We start from the raw sequence: 19,632 nt of genomic DNA, 5'->3' as shown, positions 1-19,632 counted from the left end.
CGTGTGCCCCAAAGGGCCGCTCAGCATGCTTGCTGGGCGGCCCTTTCTGGCCAGTCAGTAGGCTTTGACCCAGTCAGTAGGCTTTGACGCGCTGTTCGACGATGAGGTGGATCAGGGCAAACACCCCATGCCGATCGATGGCCTCGAATGCGGAGTCGAGGGCGGCCGGCACGTCCTTGTCGTTGGTGACTGTGACGCCGAAACCGCCGAAGGCCCGGGCCATGAGGCCGAAGTCGGGGTTCTTCAGCTGTGTGCCGGAGACTCGGGAGGGATAGTGGCGTTCCTGATGGGTGCGGATGGTGCCGTACTCCTGGTTGTCCATCACGATGATCAGCGGCGTGGCGCCATACTGGGCCGCGGTGGCCAACTCCTGGCCGTTCATGAGGAATTCCCCGTCGCCGGCAATGGTGACCACCTTGCGCTGCGGGTCGGCCAGCGATGCGGCGATGGCAGAGGGTACGGAATAGCCCATGGACCCGTTTCTGGCGCTGATCATCGAGGCGTAGCGCCGGGTGGGGAAGTATCGGTGAGCCCAGTTGGTGTGCTCGCCCGCCCCGAAAGTCACCATGGCGTCCTCGGGCAGCCGCGGGACGAGGTTCGCCATCAGTGTGTCCATCCTTGCTGGTGCGTCGCAGGGCGTAGCTGACGGCAGGCCGGCGAAAGACACCTGCTCGGCCCGCATCCTGCCCGTCCAGGCCTTCCACTCCTCCTTCACGGGCAGCTCGATGCGGGCGAGGTCCCGAACGAATGCGTCCGGTTTCGCCACGATCTGCCGCGAGACCGGGCCCGAGCGGCCGCGCAACGAAGGATCTATGGTCACCAGGAAATTCTTCTTGTTCCAGTCCTGCCTGCAGACAAAACCGTCCGTGATGACATCCCCCGGAACCGTGCCGATGAACACGAGCAGATCGGTTTCCTCAAGAAGGTCGTACGTGGGGCGGGGGCGGCCATAGCCGATCGGACCGACGTAGGACGGCGAATCGAAGGAGACTGTTCCCTGCGTGCGCCATTCCGCGGCAGCCGGGATGTGATGTTTTTCCAGCCACTCGGTGAGCTGGCTGGCCGCTGCCTGGGTCCAGTCGTTGCCGCCGGTGACAAAGAGCGGCTTCGTGGAGTTGGCCAGTGCGGTGGCCAGCGCTTCGGCGTCGGCGGTGCTCATGCCGCCCGCCGCCACCGGGATGGCGGGGTGCAGGGCCGGATCAATCTGCTGGCGGATGATGTCTTCCGGCAAGCCCACCACTACGGGCCCCGGCCGTCCGCTCATGGCTGCGAACATCGCTTCGGCCACGATCTCGGACGCCCGCTCGGCATGGTCAAGGACCATGACGCGCTTGGCACCCGTGTCGAACCAGGCCTTGATGTCGAATTCCTGGAACGCCTCCCGGTCACGGTGGGCAAAGGGGATCAGCCCGACGAAGAGCAACATCGGTGTGGAGTCCTGCCAGGCGGTGTGCAGCCCGACGTGGGCGTTGGCCGCGCCAGGCCCCCGGGTGACCATGGCCACGCCCGGACGCTGGTTCATCTTGCCGTCGGCCTCGGCCATGTAGGCGGCGCCGCCCTCATGTCTGCAGACCACGGTATCGATGTCGGAGCCGTGCAGCCCGTCCAGCACGTCCAGGAAGCTCTCGCCGGGAACGACGTAGGTGCGTTCGACTCCGTGGGCCACGAGGGAGTCAACAATCACGTGCCCGGCGGATTTCAGGGCGTTGCTGCCGGCGGTCTTGCCGGCGGTCTTGTTGGGCGCCGGGCTGGCCGGAGCAGCAGGCGGGAGCGTTTGTGCCGCGCCGTGGTTGGGGGTGTGGCCTTCGAACGGTTGCGTGTGGGTTGCGGTCATGGTGTGTGCGGACTCCGTTGTCATCACTGCTTGTCTTCTTGGCTTGGGGTGTTGGTTATGTTCATTGGGTGGAAGCGCCGGTGGATGCCTAGTCGGTCTCCGGCCCGGTGCAGAAGAAACAGCCGTCCTCGCAGCTGTCGTTCGCCTGGCTTTCCTTTGGCGGCCGGTCGGGCTGGTGGCTCAGCAGGGTTCGTCGGTTCATGGCGGGCTTTCATTCTGTTCTTGTGGTCGGGGTCTGGAGGCGCGAACGTACACTTGGGGCCCTTGGTTTTGGGGCCTTAAGTGTCCGTTCGCGCTGGGTGGTGGGGGTTAGATGCGGTCGGCGGCGCCGGGGCCGGGGCGGTTGGCGATGACGGGGGACATGCCGGTGAAGCCGTCGCGGGTTTCGGCGATCTCGTGGATCTGCTTGCGGCAGGCGTACCAGCCGCCCACCATCAAGCCACAGGCGACGAGGGTCACGAGCAGGGTGAGGGGGGATTCGATGAAGACCATGACGAGCACGCCGAGGAGGAACAGCAGGGAGAGGTAGCCGGTGTAGGGGGCGCCGAACATCCGGAAGGAGGGGCGTTTGAGCCAGCCCTTGTCGGACCAGCGTTTGAGTTGCATCTGGCAGAGCACGATGGTGGCCCAGGTGACGATGATGCCGACGGAGGCGACGTTCAGGACGATTTCGAAGGCCTGGGCGGGGACGAGGTAGTTCAGCGGGACGCCGAGGAGGGAGACGCCGGCGGTGATGGCGATGCCGCCGTAGGGGACGCCGGCTTTGTTCATGCGCTGGGCGAATTTCGGGGCGGAGCCGGCGACGGACATGGAGCGCAGGATCCGGCCGGTGGAGTAGAGCCCGGCGTTCAGGGAGGACAGGGCGGCGGTGAGGACGACGAGGTTCATGATGACGTCCACGCCCTGGATGCCGATGGAGCCGAAGAACGTCACGAAGGGGCTGACGCCTTTTTCGTAGGAGGTGAAGGGCAGCAGCAGGGCCAGCAGGATGACGGAGCCGACGTAGAACACGGCGATGCGGAAGACGACGGAGTTGATGGCCTTGGGCATGATTTTTTCGGGGTTTTCGGTTTCGCCGGCGGCGGTGCCGACGAGTTCGATGGAGGCGTAGGCGAACAGGACGCCCTGCATGAGGATGATCATGGGCAGCAGGCCGTTGGGGAAGATGCCGCCGTTGTCGGCGATGAGGCTGAAGCCGACTTCCTGGCCGTCCACGGGGGTGCCGAAGATGACGAAGTAGGTGCCCACGATGAGGAACGCGACGAGGGCGGCGACTTTGATGAGGGCGAACCAGAATTCCATTTCGCCGAAGACTTTGACGGAGACGAGGTTCAGGCAGAGCACGACGACCAGGGCGATCAGTGCCCAGGCCCATTGGGGGACGTCGGCCATCCAGGGGATGTATTTGCCGAAGAAGTTCATGTAGAGGGCGGCGGCGGTGATGTCCACGATGGTGGTGGTGGCCCAGTTGATCCAGTAGAACCAGCCGGAGATGAAGGCGGCCTTTTCGCCGTAGAACTCCCGGGCGTAGGAGACGAAGGAGCCGGAGGAGGGGCGGTGCAGGACGAGTTCGCCCAGGGCGCGCAGGATGAGGAAGGCGAAGAAGCCGCAGACGGCGTAGGCGATCACGAGGGAGGGGCCTGCGGCGTTGAGCCGGCCGCCGGCGCCGAGGAACAGGCCGGTGCCGATCGCACCGCCGATCGCGATCATCTGGATCTGCCGCGGCTTCAGGCTCTTGTGGTAGCCCTTATCCTCCGCGTGAAGGAGCGATTCGGTGGCATGCGCCTGGGCCGGGACGGTATGGTCCGTGACGGCCTCGTACTGACCAACCTCGTCATTGGGGTTGTAGGGCATGGGTGATCCTTTCGACCGGTTGAAGATCTACATGAGGGGTGGAACAGGAAAGTGTGGGGGGAGCAGGAAGCGCGGGGACCCGCGGAGCCGGATCAGAAAACGGACCATCCGGTACGGTCGGAGAGATCGGCGAGGGCCGCCGTTCCTGCCAGGGAATTTCCCTTGGAGTCCAGCCGCGGGCTCCAGACGCAGATGGAGCACTCCCCGGGTACGACCACGAGGATTCCGCCGCCCACCCCGCTCTTTCCGGGCAGGCCGACGCGGTAGGCGAACTCACCGGCGGCGTCATACATGCCGCAGGTGAGCATGATGGATCCGATGCGTTTGGCTTCGCTCCGGGAGAGCACGGTGCCGTTTGTTCCGCGCCCGCCGCGGGCAAGGAAGAGGCCGGCCTTCGCCACTTCGACGCAGCTCATCATGATGGAGCACTGCCTGACGTAGTTCTCCACCACGGCCTCGGCGGGCCGGTGCAGGTTGCCGAAGTCCTTCAGGAAGTGGGCCAGGGCCAGGTTGCGGCTGCTGTTGGCCAGCTCGCTCTTTGCGGCCGCCTCATCGATGAACGGACCCTGCCGGCCGCCGTGCGGCCCAGCTTGGTCGCGGAGGAACTGCAGGACATGCCCTGCGGAGTCAGGGAACCTTTCCGTCAGGTGGTCGGTCACCACCAGGGCGCCCGAGTTGATGAACGGATTCCGGGGGATGCCGTGCTCCACTTCCAGCTGCACCAGGGAGTTGAACGAGGTTCCCGACGGTTCGCGGAGCACCCGGGACCACAGCGTCCCAGGGTCATCGGCGCTGAGGGCCATGGCCAGGGTGAAGACCTTAGAGATGCTCTGGATCGAGAAAGGGACGTCGGCGTCGCCGGCGCTGAACACGTCCCCGGCCGTAGTGGCCACCGCAATTCCGAAACGGTCGAAGGGCGGGGATGCCAAATGGGGGATGCTGGCGGGGATCGATCCCGCTTCACTCCGGGGCCGGTGGGACCGGACAATGTCAGCCAGGACCAGGCCAAGAGGCGGTGAATCGAGTGCTGTCATCATTTCTTGTCCAGATGCTCCTTATGCTTACCGGCCCACTCCTGGATGTGGAGCAGCGCCACCAGTGAATGACGGGGATTGCTGAAGTTCAGGCCGGTGACCCGGCCTACCTTGCTGATCCTGTAGTAGACGGTGTTCTTGTGCAGCTTCATCCGCTGGGCGCATTCGGCCACGTCCAGCGACGCTTCGAAAAACACGCGGAGAGTTTCGGCCAGCTCGCTGTCGTCGCGGAGAAGGGTCCACAGGCTGTGATGGCGGAAGTCGGAGGCGGTGAAGTTCTCAACGGCCTCGTGGAACAGGATGTCCACTTCGAAGTCGTCTACGGTGGCCACTGAGGCGGTGCCCGACCGCCGCATACAGCCGAGCAGGGCCTCCGTTTTGGCGGTCACGGAGTGGATTGACAACAGGTCGGGGGCGACGGGTCCCACTGCCGCAAACGGTCTGATGCCCAGATGCTTACCGGCGTCCCGGACGATGGCCTCGGCGAGGCTCCGGAGTCCGGCTTCGGCGTTGGCGGACTGCAGCGCCGGGACGACCACTGCGGTATCGCCGTTGAACTGCCCCACGATGGCTGAGGGTTTGTAGGCCGCCGCATGAATGGACGCCAGGCTGGCGAGTTCGCCGTGTTTGAGGGCTGCATCGTCTGCCTGCGCCTCAGCCTCCGACATTCCCAGCAGGATCAGTGCCGAGGGGAGGTCCGCTGGGATCTTTTCGCTGTGGGCACTCGCGGCGGCTTCTGCCGGACCCGACAGGATTCGCGCAATCCGGTCCTCTCGCATGTGCACCGACTGCTCGTTGCGGTAGCGGATCAGCTCGGCTGACGCCCGCGCGGCCGATCCGGTCAGGACATAGTCGACGTCGTCGCCGAACCCGCCGCCGGTTTCCTGCAGCCAGATGTACCCCATGATGCGTTCTCCGGCGAACAGGGTGGTGGCGACGCGCTCCCGCAGGCCGTCCTGGGGGCGGGCCGGAACCCTGACGGGCAGGCGAGTCCGGTGCAGTTCCCGGTAGGCGCCGAGGTCCTTGAGGAGGAGTTCGTATTTCCGCGGACCGCGGCGGGCAAGGATAGACGCCTTCCGCAGCTCATCGATGTCGTTGGTCACCGTGGAGTAGGCCAGGACCTTGTTCGCGGCATCTTCGATCACCACGTGACTGGAGGTCAGGCGGGCCGTGGTCTGCGCGATGGCGAACAGGTCCTCTTCAAGCAGCGTCAGTACCTCGCTCTGGTAGCTGCGTGGCTGGATCCGGTCCTTGGCAATGGAGAGCAGCCGGTCCCAGTCCGCAGCCGGATCCACCAGGAGGAGGCCGGTTCCGGCAGCCCGGAGCAGCTCTTCGGCTTCTCCAAGTTCCCCGGGCCCGCCCTTGACGGCAAGCACCAGCGGAGGGTTCTTCAGAAGGCGCCGCAGCGCCGGCAAAGCGGAGCGTCCGCGAACCCCGATGAGCAGGACGAACGCGGCCCCGCCGTCGGACGTCTCGTCGTCGGCGTCAACGATCAGAAAGCGTTCAATAGGAGATTCGGCGTGCTCGGGTCGAAGAATCAGGCTCGCGAAACCCAGAGGGAGATCCAACAGGATGTCGTCCACCGTAGCTGTGCCCATGTGCGTCCTTTGACATTGACTGCCGCCCGGACGGCTCTGTCCGGACACCCAATGCTATCCACAGCGGATCCCGGAAAATATGGATCAAAACCTAAATCCGGCGGTGGGTTTTCGGTCCGGGAACCAATGCGGGCCGGCCCGGGCGGGAGTCAGTGCCGGGCAGGAGTCGAAGGGAGGGTGCCTGCCCTACTTGACCTCGGGGTTTCCTTCGGCGCTCGCGTCGCCGGCGCCTGACGCGCCCGACTCGCCTGTGCCGCGGGAGGCATCGTCGTTCTTGCGCTTGGTCTCGAGGTCGTCCTTCAGCTTGCGCAGACGCTCCGCCTCGGCCTGGTTGCGGCGGCGCTGTTCCAGGTTGCGGAGGAAATCGGGGTCGTCGTCAGGGGCGGTGGGGTGGGCGTAGGCCCGCCGGACCGGTGCCTCATAGCGCGGGCGGCCGATGAGGAACCACAGGGCTGCGCCCACGATGGGAAGGAAGACAACGATGATGATCCACGTCGTTTTGGAGAACCCTCGGGTCAGGGTCGCATCAGTCCGGATCACGTCCACCAGTCCGTAGACGTATATGGCAAGAACGGCGACTGCAATGGCAACACGGAGCATGCATTCAGTCTAGCCGTCACATGACCCGGCGGAGATTACAGTATGTGCACAGCCAGTGCCAGAGATTTCCGGCCCTCGGACGAGGCTGTTTTGAGGCAGCTGACGCCCGGCCGCAGGCTCCGTCCAGGGTTGGCGGCTAAACTTGGATCGTGGCTTTTGTGAAATACTCCCTGATCCGTCTCGCCCTCTTTGTGCCGCTGTTTGCACTCTTCGTGTTCCTGCAGTTGGGCTGGCTCCTTGCCGTGATCTGCGCTGGACTCATTTCCTTTGCCATCAGCTACCTTTTCTTCCAGAAACAGCGGGATGCTGCAACGGCCTCCCTGCATGCGCGGTTCTCCGGCAGGGCCAAGCCCCTGCGCACCGCCGGTGAAGTGGCCGACGCCGAGGCTGAGGACCGGCTGACCGATGCCCACCCTGACGTGACAGTCCGCAACGAGATCCGGAACAGCGAAGCCCCGAACAGGGAAAACCCGAACGGCAAGCCCCGGAACCAGGAAGCGTAGAACCCGCTTTCCTCTCCGGCCGCGGCCTGCCGAGCGGTGCGGCCGCCGGCGCTACCGCCTACTGCCCGTGGCTCAGCACCAGCCCCAGCGAGAACAGCGCGGCGTAGCCAAGATTGATCAGGCCGGTCTGCTTCAGGACGGGAATGAGGGCCTTGCGATTTCGGCCGTTGATCATCAGCCAGGCGGGCATCAGGCTGGCGGGGATGAGGAGCAGGACAATCAGCATCCAGGGCCGTGTGGGCGCGAGAATCACCACCAGCAGGATGGCCACGGCGAGCATCAGCACGTAGCTCTCACGGGCATGCTTGTCGCCCAGCCGCACGGCAAGGGTGCGTTTTCCGGCCTGGATGTCGGACGGGATGTCGCGGACGTTGTTGGCCATCAGCAGGGCGCAGGCAATGAGACCGGTGCCGATGGAGCCAATGACCGCCGGAAGACTCAACTGGCCGGCCTGGGTGTAGGTCGTGCCGAGGGTCGCCACGAGCCCGAAGAAGACGAACACGAACACATCGCCCAGGCCCATGTAGCCATACGGGTTCTTGCCCCCGGTGTAGCCCCACGCCGCCATCACGCAGCCAACGCCCACCAGCAGCAGCCACCACGTCTGGGTGATGATGATCAGGGCCAGGCCAAACAGCATGGCCACGGCAAACGCGCCGAATGCCGCGTACTTGACCTGCTCCGGGCGGGCTGCGCCTGACCCGACCAGCCGCAGCGGTCCCACACGGTTTTCGTCCGTGCCGCGGACCCCGTCAGAGTAGTCGTTGGCATAGTTGACGCCGATCTGCAGGAGCAGCGCCACAAGGGCCGCGAGAATGGCATTGAGGGGGCGGAAGGCGTCCATCTCAAAAGCCGCCGCCGTGCCGATCAGGACAGGGGCGATCGCTGCCGGCAGGGTGCGGAGCCGGGCGCCTTGGATCCATTGTGCGGCTGTGGCCACGGTGAGTACCTCGTGTTGGTTCGGTGGAGCGTTGCGCGCGCAGGCAGCGCGGCAGTAGTGGTGCAGAACCGCCCGGCGCAGATGAGCCCGCGCCGGAGCGGAACTAGTCTATTTTCCCTGATGCAGGGCGTGCAGCCGTTCAATCATGGCCAGCCTGTCGGGTTTACCGTTGGGCAGCATGATCAGGGAGCTGGCCGGCAGGACGGTCTTGGGCGCCAGCAGGCCCAGCGTCCGGTGCCATTCTTCAGCCAAGGCCGCGCCGTCCGCGCCGTCGGCGGACGAGTCGCCGGATGCGTCCCCGGACGGGGCCGGGCGAGAACCGGACACCGCAACATAGGCAGCCACGGCCTGTCCCCACTTCGCGGACTGGACGCCTGCGACAAAAGCCGCCGTCACGCCGTCGAACTTCTCCAGCTCTTCCTGCACATGGGCCGCGGAGATCTTGATGCCGCCGGTGATTATGACGTCGTCGGCGCGGCCCAGCACGGTCAGCCGGCCGTCGGAATCCAGCTCCCCGAGATCGTTGGTCCGGTACCAGCGGACGCCGTCCTCCTCGGTGAAGGCCTCCGCAGTCAGCCCGGGAGCATGAAGGTAGCCAGCCGCCAGCGTGGCACCGCCGAGGTGGATGCGCCCGTCGTCGGACAGCCGGACGGCCACGCCCTCGAGCGGAAAACCGTCATACACGCAGCCGCCGCAGGTTTCGGCCGCGCCGTAGGTGGTGATGATACGGATGCCGGCGTCGCGGGCAGACTCAAGGAGGGCCGCCGGAGCCGGTCCGCCGCCGAGCAGGATGCCGTTGAAACGGCGCAGCACCGCGAGCGTGTCCGCGGACGGGTTGGCCAGCAGTCGCTGCAGCTGCGAGGGCACCAGGGACGTGAAGCGGATTTTGTCCGTCAGTTCCAGTGCCGCGGCCGTGAATCCGTCCACGGTGAACCCGTTGGACAGGTCCATGGCCCACGGCCTCGTCCCGGCGAACAGCGAACGCACCAGCACCTGCACGCCTGCGACGTACTGCACGGGCAGGGCCAGGAGCCATTGGCCTTCGCCTTTGAGCGCGAAGGCGGTGGCCATCGACGAGGCGGCGAGGGCGTCCACCGTCAGCACCGTGGCTTTGGGCGTCCCTGTGGAACCGGACGTGCGCACCACCACGGCGGCGTCGTCGATCCCGGCGCTCTCCACCAGCGTCACCACAGGCTCACCGTTTGGGCCGGCGGAAAGTTCGACGGCGGGGCCCTCACCGTGGAGGGCCGCAGCAAGCGCCTTCAGGGCTGGCTCGATGTTCACGTGGTCCTCCTAGGAGAAGTGTGCTTGGGGGCTGGTTTCCTTGGAGTCATGGGGGCTGCCTTTGCGTCGCGCCGGTTAGAAGTCGTGCCGGGCTTAGAAGTAGTACGGGAACCTGGACCATTCCGGGTCCCGCTTCTCGAGGAACGCCTCTTTGCCCTCCACGGCTTCATCGGTCATGTAGGCCAGGCGTGTGGCTTCACCCGCGAAGACCTGCTGGCCGGCCAGGCCGTCGTCGGCGAGGTTGAACGCGAACTTGAGCATGCGGATGGCCTGCGGCGACTGCCGGGCGATATCCGCGGCGTATTCGAGCGCCACGTCCTCGAGCCGTTCGTGGTCCACGGCCTCGTTCACGGCGCCCATGCGGACCATGTCGTCGGCGGAGTACTCCCGGGCCAGGAAGAAGATCTCACGGGCACCCTTCTGCCCGATCTGGCGGGCCAGCAGCGCGGAGCCGTAACCGGCGTCGAAACTGCCCACCGTGGCGTCGGTCTGCTTAAACTTGCCGTACTGGCGCGAGGCGATGGTGAGGTCCGAGACCACATGCAGGGAGTGCCCGCCCCCGGCGGCCCAGCCGTTGACGACGGCGATGACCACCTTGGGCATGGTCCGCATCAGCCGCTGGACCTCCAGGATGTGGAGGCGGCCGGCGCGGGCGGGGTCGATGGTCTCCTGGGTCTCGCCGTCGGCATAGCGGTACCCGTCCCTGCCGCGGATCCGCTGGTCCCCGCCGGAGCAGAACGAGTGCCCGCCGTCCTTGGGGGAGGGGCCGTTGCCCGTGAGCAGGACCGTGGCGACGTCCGGGGTCATCCGGGCGTGGTCCATGGCCCGGTAGAGTTCGTCAACCGTGCCGGGCCGGAAGGCGTTGCGGACCTCGGGGCGGTCGAAGGCGATCCGGACGGTGGGCAGGTCCCGCACCACCGCGCCGTCCTCGGAGCGCTCCACCTGCCGGTGGTACGTCATGTCCTGGAAGTCGTCGAAACCTGACACGGTGCGCCAGCGCGACGGGTCGAACACATCGGATACCTTGGCGGGGATTTCGTTGCTCACCGTCCAAGTCTAGTAATCGCGTCAGCTGATGCAGAACTCGTTGCCTTCGGGGTCCGCCATGGTGTGCCATTCGTGAGGCCCCTGGCTGGCCGTCCACAGGAACGTGGCGCCCCGGGCTTCGAGCTGCGTGCGGACCTCGTCCTTGTCCCGTCCGTCCAGGGCCACATCCCAGTGCACACGGTTCTTGACGGTTTTCCCCTCCGGCGCGGTCTGGAACAGCAGGCGGCGCTGGGGTTTCTTGGCGTCGATTTCTTCGGTCGGGCGGATCGCGCAACCCTCCCGCCAGACCAGCTTGCCGTTGTGCACCTGCGTCTCCGCGTCGGTGGCAAACCCCTGATCGATCATGGACCGGATGAACGCCTCGTCCTGCGGCTCCACCGACCACTCCAGCGTTTCTGCCCACCAGTCGGCGAGATCATGTGGATTCTTGCAGTCGACGACGATCTGAATGTTGAGTCCCATGGGACAAAACTACGACGACGGCGGTCTCCCTGAACAGGGTGGCGGCGGCAGCGCCGCGGGTTCCTAGCCCTGCACCTGCTGCATCTGGTCGAGGAGTTCCGGTGGAATGGTGTACAGGAAGATGGCGGCCAGCAGGTTCTTGGCCGCGTGGACGAAGTAGGAGAACATCAGGTTCCGCCCTGTCCACACGTAGACGAACACGAGCGTTGCGCCCATGGCCAGGTACGGCATCAGGGCCGTCAGCGTGAGCGCCTCCTGGCCGACGATGTGGAGGGCGGCGAACAGCACGACGGACAGGGCGCAGCAGACCCAGATGTTGACGCGGCGGCTGAGCTTGCCGATGAGCAGGTGCCGGAAGATGTATTCCTCCACGAACGGGCCCACCACCACGATGAGCGGCACCATGAGCCACGCCGGAACCTGCTGCATGAGCGCCTGGAGCCCGGCCTGGTTGACGGAGGTCTCCGTGGTGCCGCCCAGGACCACGAGGATCGCGGTGAAAATCATCATGGCGATGACAGCCAGCGGCACCATCGCGGCTGTAAACCAGGGCCTGGTGGCCAGCACCTTGAGGTCGCGCGCCACGACCTGCCGCGCGGCGAAGAGCGCCAGGATGCCGACGCCGCCGTAGAACAGCAGGTTCACTGCGTAAGACGCGACGGCTGGTGTCGGAGCCAGCATCCGGAGCAGCGGCAGGAGCAGTTCCCCGGCTACTGCGAAGAAGACGGCAATGGCCACGTACAGCGCCACGGTGGTGTAGTCGAGCGGCGAAAACCGGTAAAGTTCCGGGCGCGGAGCGGGGAGGGGGCGTCGGGTTGTCACCATGCCTCCAGCCTAGTCCTGCGTCGGCGCTTCGGGCCCTCCGGCCGGGACTGCGGGAACGCCTTCCCGCGTAGCCTGCGTTGCAGTGGCCATGACCCTCCCGTTAGAATATTCGGCATGCCTAACTTTCTGTTTCGGTGCGCCAAAGTAGTCCGCCGAACCGTTGCCTTCCGGAGTGCAGCCACGCGCTCCGGTTCCGGCACCTCTGATCACCGTCCACATGCCCGCACCGCAGCCGCGACTGCCCGCGCCACGCGGGCCGGCAGACTGAAGTGCGCGGCCGCCGTCGTGCTCCTTTCCCTCTCGCTTACCGCGTGCGCCGGCAATGCGACCGGAAACGGCGACGACGGCCGGCCGGTCGTGCTGACCACGTTCACGGTGCTCGCCGACGTGGCGAAGAACGTGGCCGGTGACAAACTCCGGGTGGAGTCCATCACCAAGGCCGGGGCGGAGATTCACGGCTACGAGCCAACACCGGGGGACATCCGGAAGGCGTCGCAGGCCGACCTCATCCTGGACAACGGACTCAACCTTGAAGCCTGGTTCGCGCAGTTCGTGGAGGGCATGGACGTGCCGCACGCGGTGGTGAGCGAGGGCGTGGACGTCATGAACATCAGCGAGGACGCCTACAAGGGCAAGCCCAACCCCCATGCGTGGATGTCGCCGGTCAACGTCCAGATCTACGTGGACAACATGGTCAAGGCCTTCTCCGAGCTGGACCCCGGCAACGCTGCCGTGTTCGAGGCCAACGGCAAGGCCTACAAGGCAAAGCTGCAGGCCGTACAGGATGAGATGAAGGCGAAGCTGGCCGCTGTCCCCAAGAACCAGCGGGCGCTGGTGACCTGCGAAGGAGCCTTCTCCTACCTCACGCGCGATGCCGGCCTCCAAGAGGTGTACATCTGGGCGGTCAACGCCGAACAGCAGGCCACTCCCCAGCAGATCACCGAGGCCATCGGCTTCGTGCGGAAGAACAAGGTTCCCGCCGTCTTCTGCGAGTCCACGGTCTCCGACGCCCCGATGCAGCAGGTGGTGGAAGCCACCGGCGCAAAGTTCGGCGGCGTGCTCTACGTGGACTCCCTGTCCGAAGCCGACGGCCCCGTCCCCACGTACTTGGACCTCATCAGGCACGACTCCAAGGTCATCACTGCCGCACTGACCGGCGGGGCGTCGTGAGCACGCACGCAGCCCGCGGGCAGGCGCCCTTGGGGCAGTCCGCGCCGCAACCAGCCATCCAGGTGGAGGGCGTCACCGTGCACTACGGCGAAGTGCTCGCCCTGGATTCCGCTTCACTGAGCCTCGACCACGCCAGAATCTGCGGCCTGATCGGCATGAACGGCTCCGGGAAGTCCACGCTGTTCAAGGCCATCATGGGCATGATCAGGCCCGACGCCGGGCGCGTGCTGATCAACGGCGCACCGCCGGCCAAGGCACGCAAGGAGGGCGGGATCGGCTACGTCCCGCAGAGTGAGGACGTCGACTGGCAGTTCCCGCTGTCCGTGCGGGACGTGGTGATGATGGGCCGCTACGGACACCAGGGCTTTACCCGCCGCCCCTCCAAGGCTGACCGGGCTGCTGTCGACGAGGCACTGGACCGGGTGGAACTCTCACAGTTTGCGGGCCGGCAGATCGGCCAGCTCTCGGGCGGGCAGAAAAAGCGTGCCTTTGTGGCCCGGGGCATTGCCCAGGGGGCCACGATAATGCTGCTTGACGAGCCCTTCGCAGGCGTGGACAAGCGCTCGGAGGCCACCATCACGCGTCTGCTGCGCGAGCTCGCCGCCGACGGCTGCACCATCCTGATCTCCACCCATGACCTGCACGCCCTCCCGCAGCTGTGTGACGAAGCCGTGCTGCTGATGCACAAGGTGCTGATGCACGGAGCTCCGGACGTGGTGCTGCAGCCTGAGAACCTAGCGATGGCGTTCGGACTGGACGTCCTGAACCGGGACGGCGCGGGCGAGCGGGAGGGCGCAGGCCACCGCGACGGCGCGGGCGACCGGCAACCCGCCCAGGCCACTGACCACGAGCGGGGAATCTGATCATGGACCTCATCACTCTCCTCATGGAACCCCTCGGCTACGACTTCATGGTCCGCGCCATCGTCACCACGGCGCTCGCCGCCGTCGTATGCGCGGTCCTGAGCTGCTGGCTCGTCCTGATCGGCTGGTCGCTCATGGGCGACGCCGTCTCCCATGCCGTGCTTCCCGGCGTCGTCCTTGCCTACATCGTGGGGGCGCCGTTCGCCCTCGGTGCGCTGGTGTTCGCGCTGATCGCAGTGACCTTGATCGGGGTGGTCCGCAACACGAGCCGGGTGAAGGAGGACGCCGCGATCGGCATCGTGTTCACTTCCCTGTTCGCCCTGGGACTGGTGCTGATCTCCGTCACGCCGAGCCAAACGGACCTGAACCACATCATTTTCGGCAACCTGCTGGGCGTCAGCATCCCGGACCTCATCCAGGTGCTGGTGCTGGGCGTCGTGGCGTTCGCCATTCTGATCCTGAAGCGTCGCGACCTCACCCTCTACGCATTCGACCCCACCCATGCGCACGCCATCGGGCTCTCACCGAAGCGCCTCGGCGCACTGCTGCTGGGGCTGCTGGCGTTGACGTCGGTGGTGGCGCTGCAGACCGTGGGCGTGGTGCTGGTGGTGGCCATGCTCATCATCCCGGGGGCCACGGCGTACCTGCTCACCGACCGCTTTTCGCGCATGCTGGTGATTGCTCCCGTGGTTTCGGCGGCATGCTCGATTGCCGGCATCTACTTCAGCTACTACCTGGATACGGCATCGGGTGCCATGGTGGTGCTCACGCAAGGCGCCGTCTTCGCTCTCGTCTATCTGTTCAGCCCCCGCCAGGGGCTCATCGGCACCCGGCTGGCGAAGGCCCGCCGCAGGAAGGCTGCTGCGCTCGCCGTCTGAGGTTAAAGCGGCCGACGGCGGGACGCGCCCTGGGGCGCGAGCGCGAACCTTGACGGAGGTGGGCGCCGCCGGGCAGTCTGGAGGGCATGAAGTCCTAATCAGCGGCGATGGCATTCGGCCGGGTCGCATCCCGTTACCCGGGCTCCGCAGATCACATCCCGCTTGACGGGACCGATCCGGGCCACCCTTCGGACTGCAAGGACTTCCCATGACTGACCAAACTTCCCGCGTTACGCAGACGTCCTCCGCTGCGCAAACCCTCCGGGCCGATCAGCTGCACCTTTCCGGCGTCGGGCACAGCTACGGGGACCGCGAACTGTTTGACGGCGTCGATCTGGTGATCTCCCCGGGCGAGCACGTCGCGATCGTCGGAGAAAACGGCGCCGGCAAATCCACCCTGCTGAAAATCCTGGCAGGACTCGAGAGGCCGGAGGCAGGCACGGCTGCCCGCCACGGACGTGTGGGCTATCTGGCGCAGACAGCAGGACTGCCGGCGGGGCTGACCGTGGCCGACGCCATCGACGACGCACTGCGACCGCTGCGTGACATCGAAGCCGAACTTGAGCGGCTTGAAAGGGGCCTTGCCACCGCCGACGACTCCGGGCTGGAGGCGTACGGCAGCCTGCAGACCCAGTACCAGCTGCGTGAAGGCTACGCCGCAGAATCGCGGGTGGAAGCGGCCCTGGACCGGCTGGGCCTGGGCGGCGTGGACCGGAACCGGACCATGGGCTCGCTGTCCGGTGGGGAGCAGGAACGCGTGGCCCTCGCCTGCCTGTTGGCGGACCCCGCGGAAATCCTGCTTCTTGACGAGCCCACCAACCATCTGGACGCGAACGGCGTGGCCTGGCTGGAAGCACGCCTTGCCGCCCACCGCGGGACGGTGGTGGTTGTTTCCAACGACCGTGTCCTGCTCCGGAAGATCGCATCCACAGTGATCGAAGTGGATGCCGAACGCTGCGCGGTGAACCGGTACGGCAACGGCTACGACGGCTACCTCAAGGAGAAGCGGGCCGAGCGCCAGCGCTGGGTGCAGCAGTACCACGGCTGGATCGACGCCATGGCCGCGGAGCGCAAGCAGGCGGACACGGTGGCCACCAAGATGGGCTACGGCCGCCGGCGCGACGGAGACAAAATGGGCTTCGACTTTAAGGCCGGAACCTGGGAGAGCGCCGCCACGAGTAAGATCCGCAACGCCCAGGAGCGGCTCCGGCGCCTCGAAGCGAGTCCGGTCCAGAGGCCTCCCGAACGGCTGAAGCTGGATGCGCGGCTGGCTGCGGACGGCGGCCCCGGCGGGGGCGGTGGCGTGGCCGGCTCTGGCGGCGCAGGCCGGGACGCCGAGGAACTGTACGGCGCGGTCTTCCGGGTACACGGTGTGCGTATCCCGGGCCGACTGGACGTGCCAGGGTTCCGCGTGGATGCCGGACAGAAGATCCTGATCACGGGACCCAACGGGGCGGGGAAATCAACGCTGCTGTCCGTGCTGGCGGGAACGCTGGCGCCGGGCGTTGGCGTGGTGGAGCGCCAAGGAAGGGTGGGGTACCTGCAGCAGGAGCTTGAACTGCCGCGCCAGCCATCCCTGCGGCTGCTTCCCGCATTCGCTGCCGGCCTGGGCGGCAATATCGACGACCATGCAGAGGCCCTGCTCCGGCTTGGCCTGTTCCGCACCACCGAGTTCCACGTTCCCTTGGGCGGATTGTCTGCCGGCCAGCAGAGGCGGCTTGCGCTGGCGCGGCTGCTTCTGGGCGATCATGACATCCTGCTGCTTGACGAGCCGACCAACCACCTGGCGCCGGTACTCGTGGAGGAACTCGAAAGCGCCCTCGCCGGGTTCAGCGGGACTGTGGTCATGGTGAGCCACGACCGCGCCCTGCGGCAGTGGTTCCGTGGCTGCGCGAAGGGTGTCACCGACGGCGCGCGTGGTCCCTCGGGGATCGCCGGCACCTGGCTGCGATACACGATGGACCGCGGAGTGCTCGCTCCCGCAGGGCCAACCGACTAGCGCGCGCCAACCAACTGGCGCGCCAGCTGCCTGGCGGGGCGGGCGGCCCGGAAACGGCCAGCGCCAGTGCTGGCGGCCTGGGGCCGCCGGCACTGGCGCCAACGTGGATAGGTCCTAAAAGGTGACTCCTGCCGGGTTACCGGAAGATGTCGTTGTACGTTCCCATGATGATCCGGTCGCCGGGGGTCGACTTCCGGATGTAGTCGACAACTGCCCAGTCATCGAGCGAGATGCAGCCCGCCGTCGGGACTTTGTTCATGTGCAGGAAAATGGCGAACCCGGCGTCCTGCACGATGTTCGGGCGGTTGTAGTTGACCACCACACCCTGGCGGTAGTCGTGCGAGGCGCGTGTGGCGAAGTACCACATGTTCTCGTCCCACCCCACCCATGAGGACGACTCGAAGTACTTGTTGTACGTCGGGGTCCAGGGGTTTCCGCCCCAGCGGGAGTTCGGGTTCAGCGTCCGGTAGGCCAGCTTCGTTCCGGGGTTGCCCAGTCCGAATGCCTCCGTCACCGAGTAGGAGCCGGTGGGCGAGTAGAGGTAGCGGGTCGGGCCGGAGGGCACTCCCGGCGGCTTGAACCCGGAGGCGCCCACGTAGCCGTCGGTCTTCCAGTCGGCGACATACACACCGGCCACCCGGACGCAGTAGACGTTGGTGGCATAGGACTGCTTGTAGCCCCCGGTGTACGTCAGCAGGACCCGGTTAGCGCCGTTCGTCGAGTACTTGGTCCGCCCATTGTTGAGCTTGGCGCACTCGGTCATGGCGTAGATCCGCGTGCCTGCCGCCGGTGTCCAGCCGATGTAGCCGCCCTGGAACGACTGGACGCACTGCCCGGGGATGCATTTCTCGTTCGCGGTGGGATACCCGAGGCCGCTCCGCACTCCGCCTACGCTGACATACCGGCCGCCGATGGCGCCCTTGGTGACCCACGCCCCGCTCGCTGGCGACCAGCTGATGATGGCGCGCTGCCAGGTCTGGACGCACCCGCCGGCCGGTTTTCCACAGGAAAGATCACTCGTAGGGTAGCCCATGACGCCGTTCAGGCCGCCCATGCCCACCCACCGGGTGTAGTAAATGCCGCGCACCATGCGGGCCCAGGTGCTCGGGCTCCAGTAGATATAGCCCTTGGAGAACACCTGGTTGCAGCCGCCCTCGCGGAGGCCGCAGGTCTCCTTGGACAGCGGAACGCCAACAACAGCGGCACCTCCGAGCGCGGTCCAGCGGCTACCGATCGCTCCCTTCAGCCAAATCTGGAAAACACCCTTGGTGGAGGAGGCCAGCGTCCGGCCGGTGGAGAACTTCTGGATAGTCCCTCCCGTGACGGCGACTTCGTCGGTGACGGGATAGCCGAAGAGGGCGCGGCCTCCGTTTGCATGCCAGTGCGGTCCTGTGCGTCCGGCGGTCAGCAGGACGGGATGCGCCCCGCTTGCCGAGGTCCAGTACATGGTTCCGCCCTTGAACGTCTGACCGCAGACGCCTGCGCTGCACACTTCGTTGGCGAGCGGCGCACCCAGGACGCCGGCCGCGCCGTTCATGGCGCGCCACTTCGTGCCAATCGCACCACGGACGGTGATGGCAGGAGGCGGAGCGGGGGCCGGGGTGGTGACGGCCGGTTCAGGCGTGACGGCGGGATCGGCAACCTCTGCAGTCGTGGTGGTGCCCGAAGGGGGTGCGCCGCCAGACGTGGTGGTTGGTGCGGGGTCCGACGGAGTGGGCGTAACCGAGGTCGACGGCGGCATGGACTCCGAAGGCAGCGGTGCCTCCGAATCAGTGCCGGTCGGTGTCGGAGTCGGCGTGGCCTCGGCCGTGGCGCTGGCCGTGGCGGCGCCTGCCGCCTCCGTGGACTGGGAGGACGGTGTGGCGGTGGCGGATTCTTCGGCGAGGGCCGGCGTGGCAGCAAGAGACCCGGCCGCGAAGCTCAGGAGCAGGGCAGCCGTCAGGAGAGTTTTCTTCACGAAGCATCCTTTGCCGAGACGACCGGTTCGCACTGGCCTGTTGAGCCAGTGGTCTTCGCGAAGTTCTTGGCTGACACTTCAGCCGATTTCCCCGCCGGGACAGTTTCCGTTATGAGGGTATGGCCCTGAACGGCGGCCCCCACGGTCACCGCAACGGCAACGGTATAGGTCTTGGCCATATCCGAGGTATTGACCAGGTTCCCCGTGAAGCTCCACGACCCGTCGGCGCCTGCGGTGCATGTGTGCTCCTGCAGGTCCTTGATCGCGTTCAGTGTGGTGGATACGTCCGTGGGCAAGGATGGTGCGGTGGTTGGCGGCGGGGGTATCAGCGGTGTCTCTGACACTTCTGTTGAACCCGTTGTTGCCGATGGCGCAGGCGCCGTTTGGCTTGTGCCCGGTCCGGCAGGACCGGAGCCGCCGCCCGAACACCCAGCAACTGCAAGCAGCAGAGCTGCAGGCAGTAGTGCTCTCTTTCTCATAGTCCCCCCTGAGGAATGGCACGAGTGCCGTAGGCGGGGCGTGACGCGCGTCACCCCCATGTTGCTCAGGGTAGCGGCAATTGCCGCTGATCAGGAATGTTTTTATCCATTCGAAATACTTCGAAGGCCATGGGCGTCCCGGTCGGGTGCCGGATGCGGAAAATGTTGCCCGCGTCACGGAGGGCCGCCGAGATCTTGTACGATGGATGCGTCGCGCGAACCTTCGATGCTTCGTGAGTTTTGCACGCATATGACCCTCATAAGGGGTTAGAACGCGAATTATCTGTGCAAGAACTCCAGGTTCC

The 19,632-nt window shown here is 66.2% G+C and carries 17 protein-coding genes; 5 read left to right on the top strand and 12 right to left on the bottom strand.

Annotated features, from left to right (window positions below):
• Positions 1-73: 73 nt before the first annotated feature.
• The 5 genes from AC3A3W_RS15575 to AC3A3W_RS15555 all read right to left on the bottom strand — a co-directional run bounded on the left by AC3A3W_RS15575 (position 74) and on the right by AC3A3W_RS15555 (position 6,920).
• Positions 74-1,858 carry a thiamine pyrophosphate-dependent enzyme gene (locus AC3A3W_RS15575; protein WP_487443929.1) on the bottom strand — a complete coding sequence of 595 codons (1,785 nt, stop codon included), beginning with the start codon at positions 1,856-1,858 and terminating at the stop codon, positions 74-76.
• Between the two features lie 285 nt (positions 1,859-2,143).
• Positions 2,144-3,688, bottom strand: a complete 1,545-nt coding sequence (locus AC3A3W_RS15570; RefSeq protein WP_487443928.1) for an amino acid permease — start codon at positions 3,686-3,688, stop codon at positions 2,144-2,146.
• Between the two features lie 92 nt (positions 3,689-3,780).
• Positions 3,781-4,725: a glutaminase gene (locus AC3A3W_RS15565; RefSeq protein ID WP_487443927.1), complete on the bottom strand. Its 945-nt coding sequence runs from the start codon at positions 4,723-4,725 to the stop codon at positions 3,781-3,783.
• On the bottom strand, positions 4,722-6,320 hold the full coding sequence (locus AC3A3W_RS15560; protein ID WP_487443926.1) for a PucR family transcriptional regulator: 1,599 nt from the start codon (positions 6,318-6,320) through the stop codon (positions 4,722-4,724). Before AC3A3W_RS15560 ends, AC3A3W_RS15565 begins: the two co-directional genes overlap by 4 nt.
• Before the next feature lie 186 nt (positions 6,321-6,506).
• Positions 6,507-6,920, bottom strand: a complete 414-nt coding sequence (locus AC3A3W_RS15555; RefSeq protein WP_487443925.1) for a PLD nuclease N-terminal domain-containing protein — start codon at positions 6,918-6,920, stop codon at positions 6,507-6,509.
• A 149-nt stretch (positions 6,921-7,069) separates the two neighbouring features.
• Between AC3A3W_RS15555 and AC3A3W_RS15550 the strand changes: the two genes are divergently transcribed.
• A complete protein-coding gene (locus tag AC3A3W_RS15550) occupies positions 7,070-7,423 on the top strand; it encodes a DUF4229 domain-containing protein (RefSeq protein ID WP_487443924.1) in 354 nt (117 codons plus the stop codon).
• A 58-nt stretch (positions 7,424-7,481) separates the two neighbouring features.
• Here AC3A3W_RS15550 and AC3A3W_RS15545 read toward each other — a convergent pair whose 3' ends face one another.
• The 5 genes from AC3A3W_RS15545 to AC3A3W_RS15525 form a co-directional block, all read right to left on the bottom strand.
• Positions 7,482-8,363 (bottom strand): 1,4-dihydroxy-2-naphthoate polyprenyltransferase, encoded by an 882-nt coding sequence (locus tag AC3A3W_RS15545; protein ID WP_487443923.1) that lies wholly within the window; start codon positions 8,361-8,363, stop codon positions 7,482-7,484.
• Between the two features lie 108 nt (positions 8,364-8,471).
• Positions 8,472-9,647: an AMP-binding protein gene (locus AC3A3W_RS15540; protein ID WP_487443922.1), complete on the bottom strand. Its 1,176-nt coding sequence runs from the start codon at positions 9,645-9,647 to the stop codon at positions 8,472-8,474.
• Positions 9,648-9,740: 93 nt separating this feature from the next.
• Positions 9,741-10,694 carry a 1,4-dihydroxy-2-naphthoyl-CoA synthase gene (locus AC3A3W_RS15535; protein ID WP_487443921.1) on the bottom strand — a complete coding sequence of 318 codons (954 nt, stop codon included), beginning with the start codon at positions 10,692-10,694 and terminating at the stop codon, positions 9,741-9,743.
• Positions 10,695-10,715: 21 nt separating this feature from the next.
• Positions 10,716-11,156, bottom strand: coding sequence for a VOC family protein (locus AC3A3W_RS15530; protein ID WP_487443920.1), 441 nt, complete (start codon positions 11,154-11,156; stop codon positions 10,716-10,718).
• Positions 11,157-11,219: 63 nt separating this feature from the next.
• Positions 11,220-11,981, bottom strand: a complete 762-nt coding sequence (locus tag AC3A3W_RS15525) for a CPBP family intramembrane glutamic endopeptidase (protein WP_487443919.1) — start codon at positions 11,979-11,981, stop codon at positions 11,220-11,222.
• A gap of 114 nt (positions 11,982-12,095) precedes the next feature.
• Between AC3A3W_RS15525 and AC3A3W_RS15520 the strand changes: the two genes are divergently transcribed.
• From AC3A3W_RS15520 to AC3A3W_RS15505, 4 genes are all read left to right on the top strand, one after another.
• Positions 12,096-13,151 (top strand): metal ABC transporter substrate-binding protein, encoded by a 1,056-nt coding sequence (locus AC3A3W_RS15520; protein WP_487443918.1) that lies wholly within the window; start codon positions 12,096-12,098, stop codon positions 13,149-13,151.
• Entirely contained in the window at positions 13,148-14,014 is an 867-nt protein-coding gene (locus tag AC3A3W_RS15515) for a metal ABC transporter ATP-binding protein (protein WP_487443917.1), read from the top strand. Before AC3A3W_RS15520 ends, AC3A3W_RS15515 begins: the two co-directional genes overlap by 4 nt.
• Before the next feature lie 2 nt (positions 14,015-14,016).
• A complete protein-coding gene (locus AC3A3W_RS15510) occupies positions 14,017-14,892 on the top strand; it encodes a metal ABC transporter permease (RefSeq protein ID WP_487443916.1) in 876 nt (291 codons plus the stop codon).
• A 208-nt stretch (positions 14,893-15,100) separates the two neighbouring features.
• Positions 15,101-16,891 carry an ABC-F family ATP-binding cassette domain-containing protein gene (locus AC3A3W_RS15505; RefSeq protein ID WP_487443915.1) on the top strand — a complete coding sequence of 597 codons (1,791 nt, stop codon included), beginning with the start codon at positions 15,101-15,103 and terminating at the stop codon, positions 16,889-16,891.
• Positions 16,892-17,027: 136 nt separating this feature from the next.
• On the opposite strand, the gene AC3A3W_RS15500 is transcribed toward AC3A3W_RS15505, so the two are convergent.
• On the bottom strand, positions 17,028-18,848 hold the full coding sequence (locus tag AC3A3W_RS15500) for a hypothetical protein (RefSeq protein WP_487443914.1): 1,821 nt from the start codon (positions 18,846-18,848) through the stop codon (positions 17,028-17,030).
• Positions 18,845-19,144 carry a hypothetical protein gene (locus tag AC3A3W_RS15495; protein ID WP_487443913.1) on the bottom strand — a complete coding sequence of 100 codons (300 nt, stop codon included), beginning with the start codon at positions 19,142-19,144 and terminating at the stop codon, positions 18,845-18,847. Before AC3A3W_RS15495 ends, AC3A3W_RS15500 begins: the two co-directional genes overlap by 4 nt.
• Between the last annotated feature and the right edge of the window lie 488 nt (positions 19,145-19,632).

It is taken from the genome of Arthrobacter sp. Soil_N43 (genome assembly GCF_057655195.1).
This window is presented reverse-complemented; position numbering and strand designations above follow the sequence as displayed.

Bases quoted from the DNA above. Each gene is read 5' to 3' on its own strand.
- AC3A3W_RS15575 (WP_487443929.1), bottom strand. From the start codon at position 1,858: ATGACAACGGAGTCCGCACACACCATGACCGCAACCCACACGCAACCG.
- AC3A3W_RS15570 (WP_487443928.1), bottom strand. From the start codon at position 3,688: ATGCCCTACAACCCCAATGACGAGGTTGGTCAGTACGAGGCCGTCACG.
- AC3A3W_RS15565 (WP_487443927.1), bottom strand. From the start codon at position 4,725: ATGATGACAGCACTCGATTCACCGCCTCTTGGCCTGGTCCTGGCTGAC.
- AC3A3W_RS15560 (WP_487443926.1), bottom strand. From the start codon at position 6,320: ATGGGCACAGCTACGGTGGACGACATCCTGTTGGATCTCCCTCTGGGT.
- AC3A3W_RS15555 (WP_487443925.1), bottom strand. From the start codon at position 6,920: ATGCTCCGTGTTGCCATTGCAGTCGCCGTTCTTGCCATATACGTCTAC.
- AC3A3W_RS15530 (WP_487443920.1), bottom strand. From the start codon at position 11,156: ATGGGACTCAACATTCAGATCGTCGTCGACTGCAAGAATCCACATGAT.
- AC3A3W_RS15525 (WP_487443919.1), bottom strand. From the start codon at position 11,981: ATGGTGACAACCCGACGCCCCCTCCCCGCTCCGCGCCCGGAACTTTAC.
- AC3A3W_RS15520 (WP_487443918.1), top strand. From the start codon at position 12,096: ATGCCTAACTTTCTGTTTCGGTGCGCCAAAGTAGTCCGCCGAACCGTT.
- AC3A3W_RS15510 (WP_487443916.1), top strand. From the start codon at position 14,017: ATGGACCTCATCACTCTCCTCATGGAACCCCTCGGCTACGACTTCATG.
- AC3A3W_RS15505 (WP_487443915.1), top strand. From the start codon at position 15,101: ATGACTGACCAAACTTCCCGCGTTACGCAGACGTCCTCCGCTGCGCAA.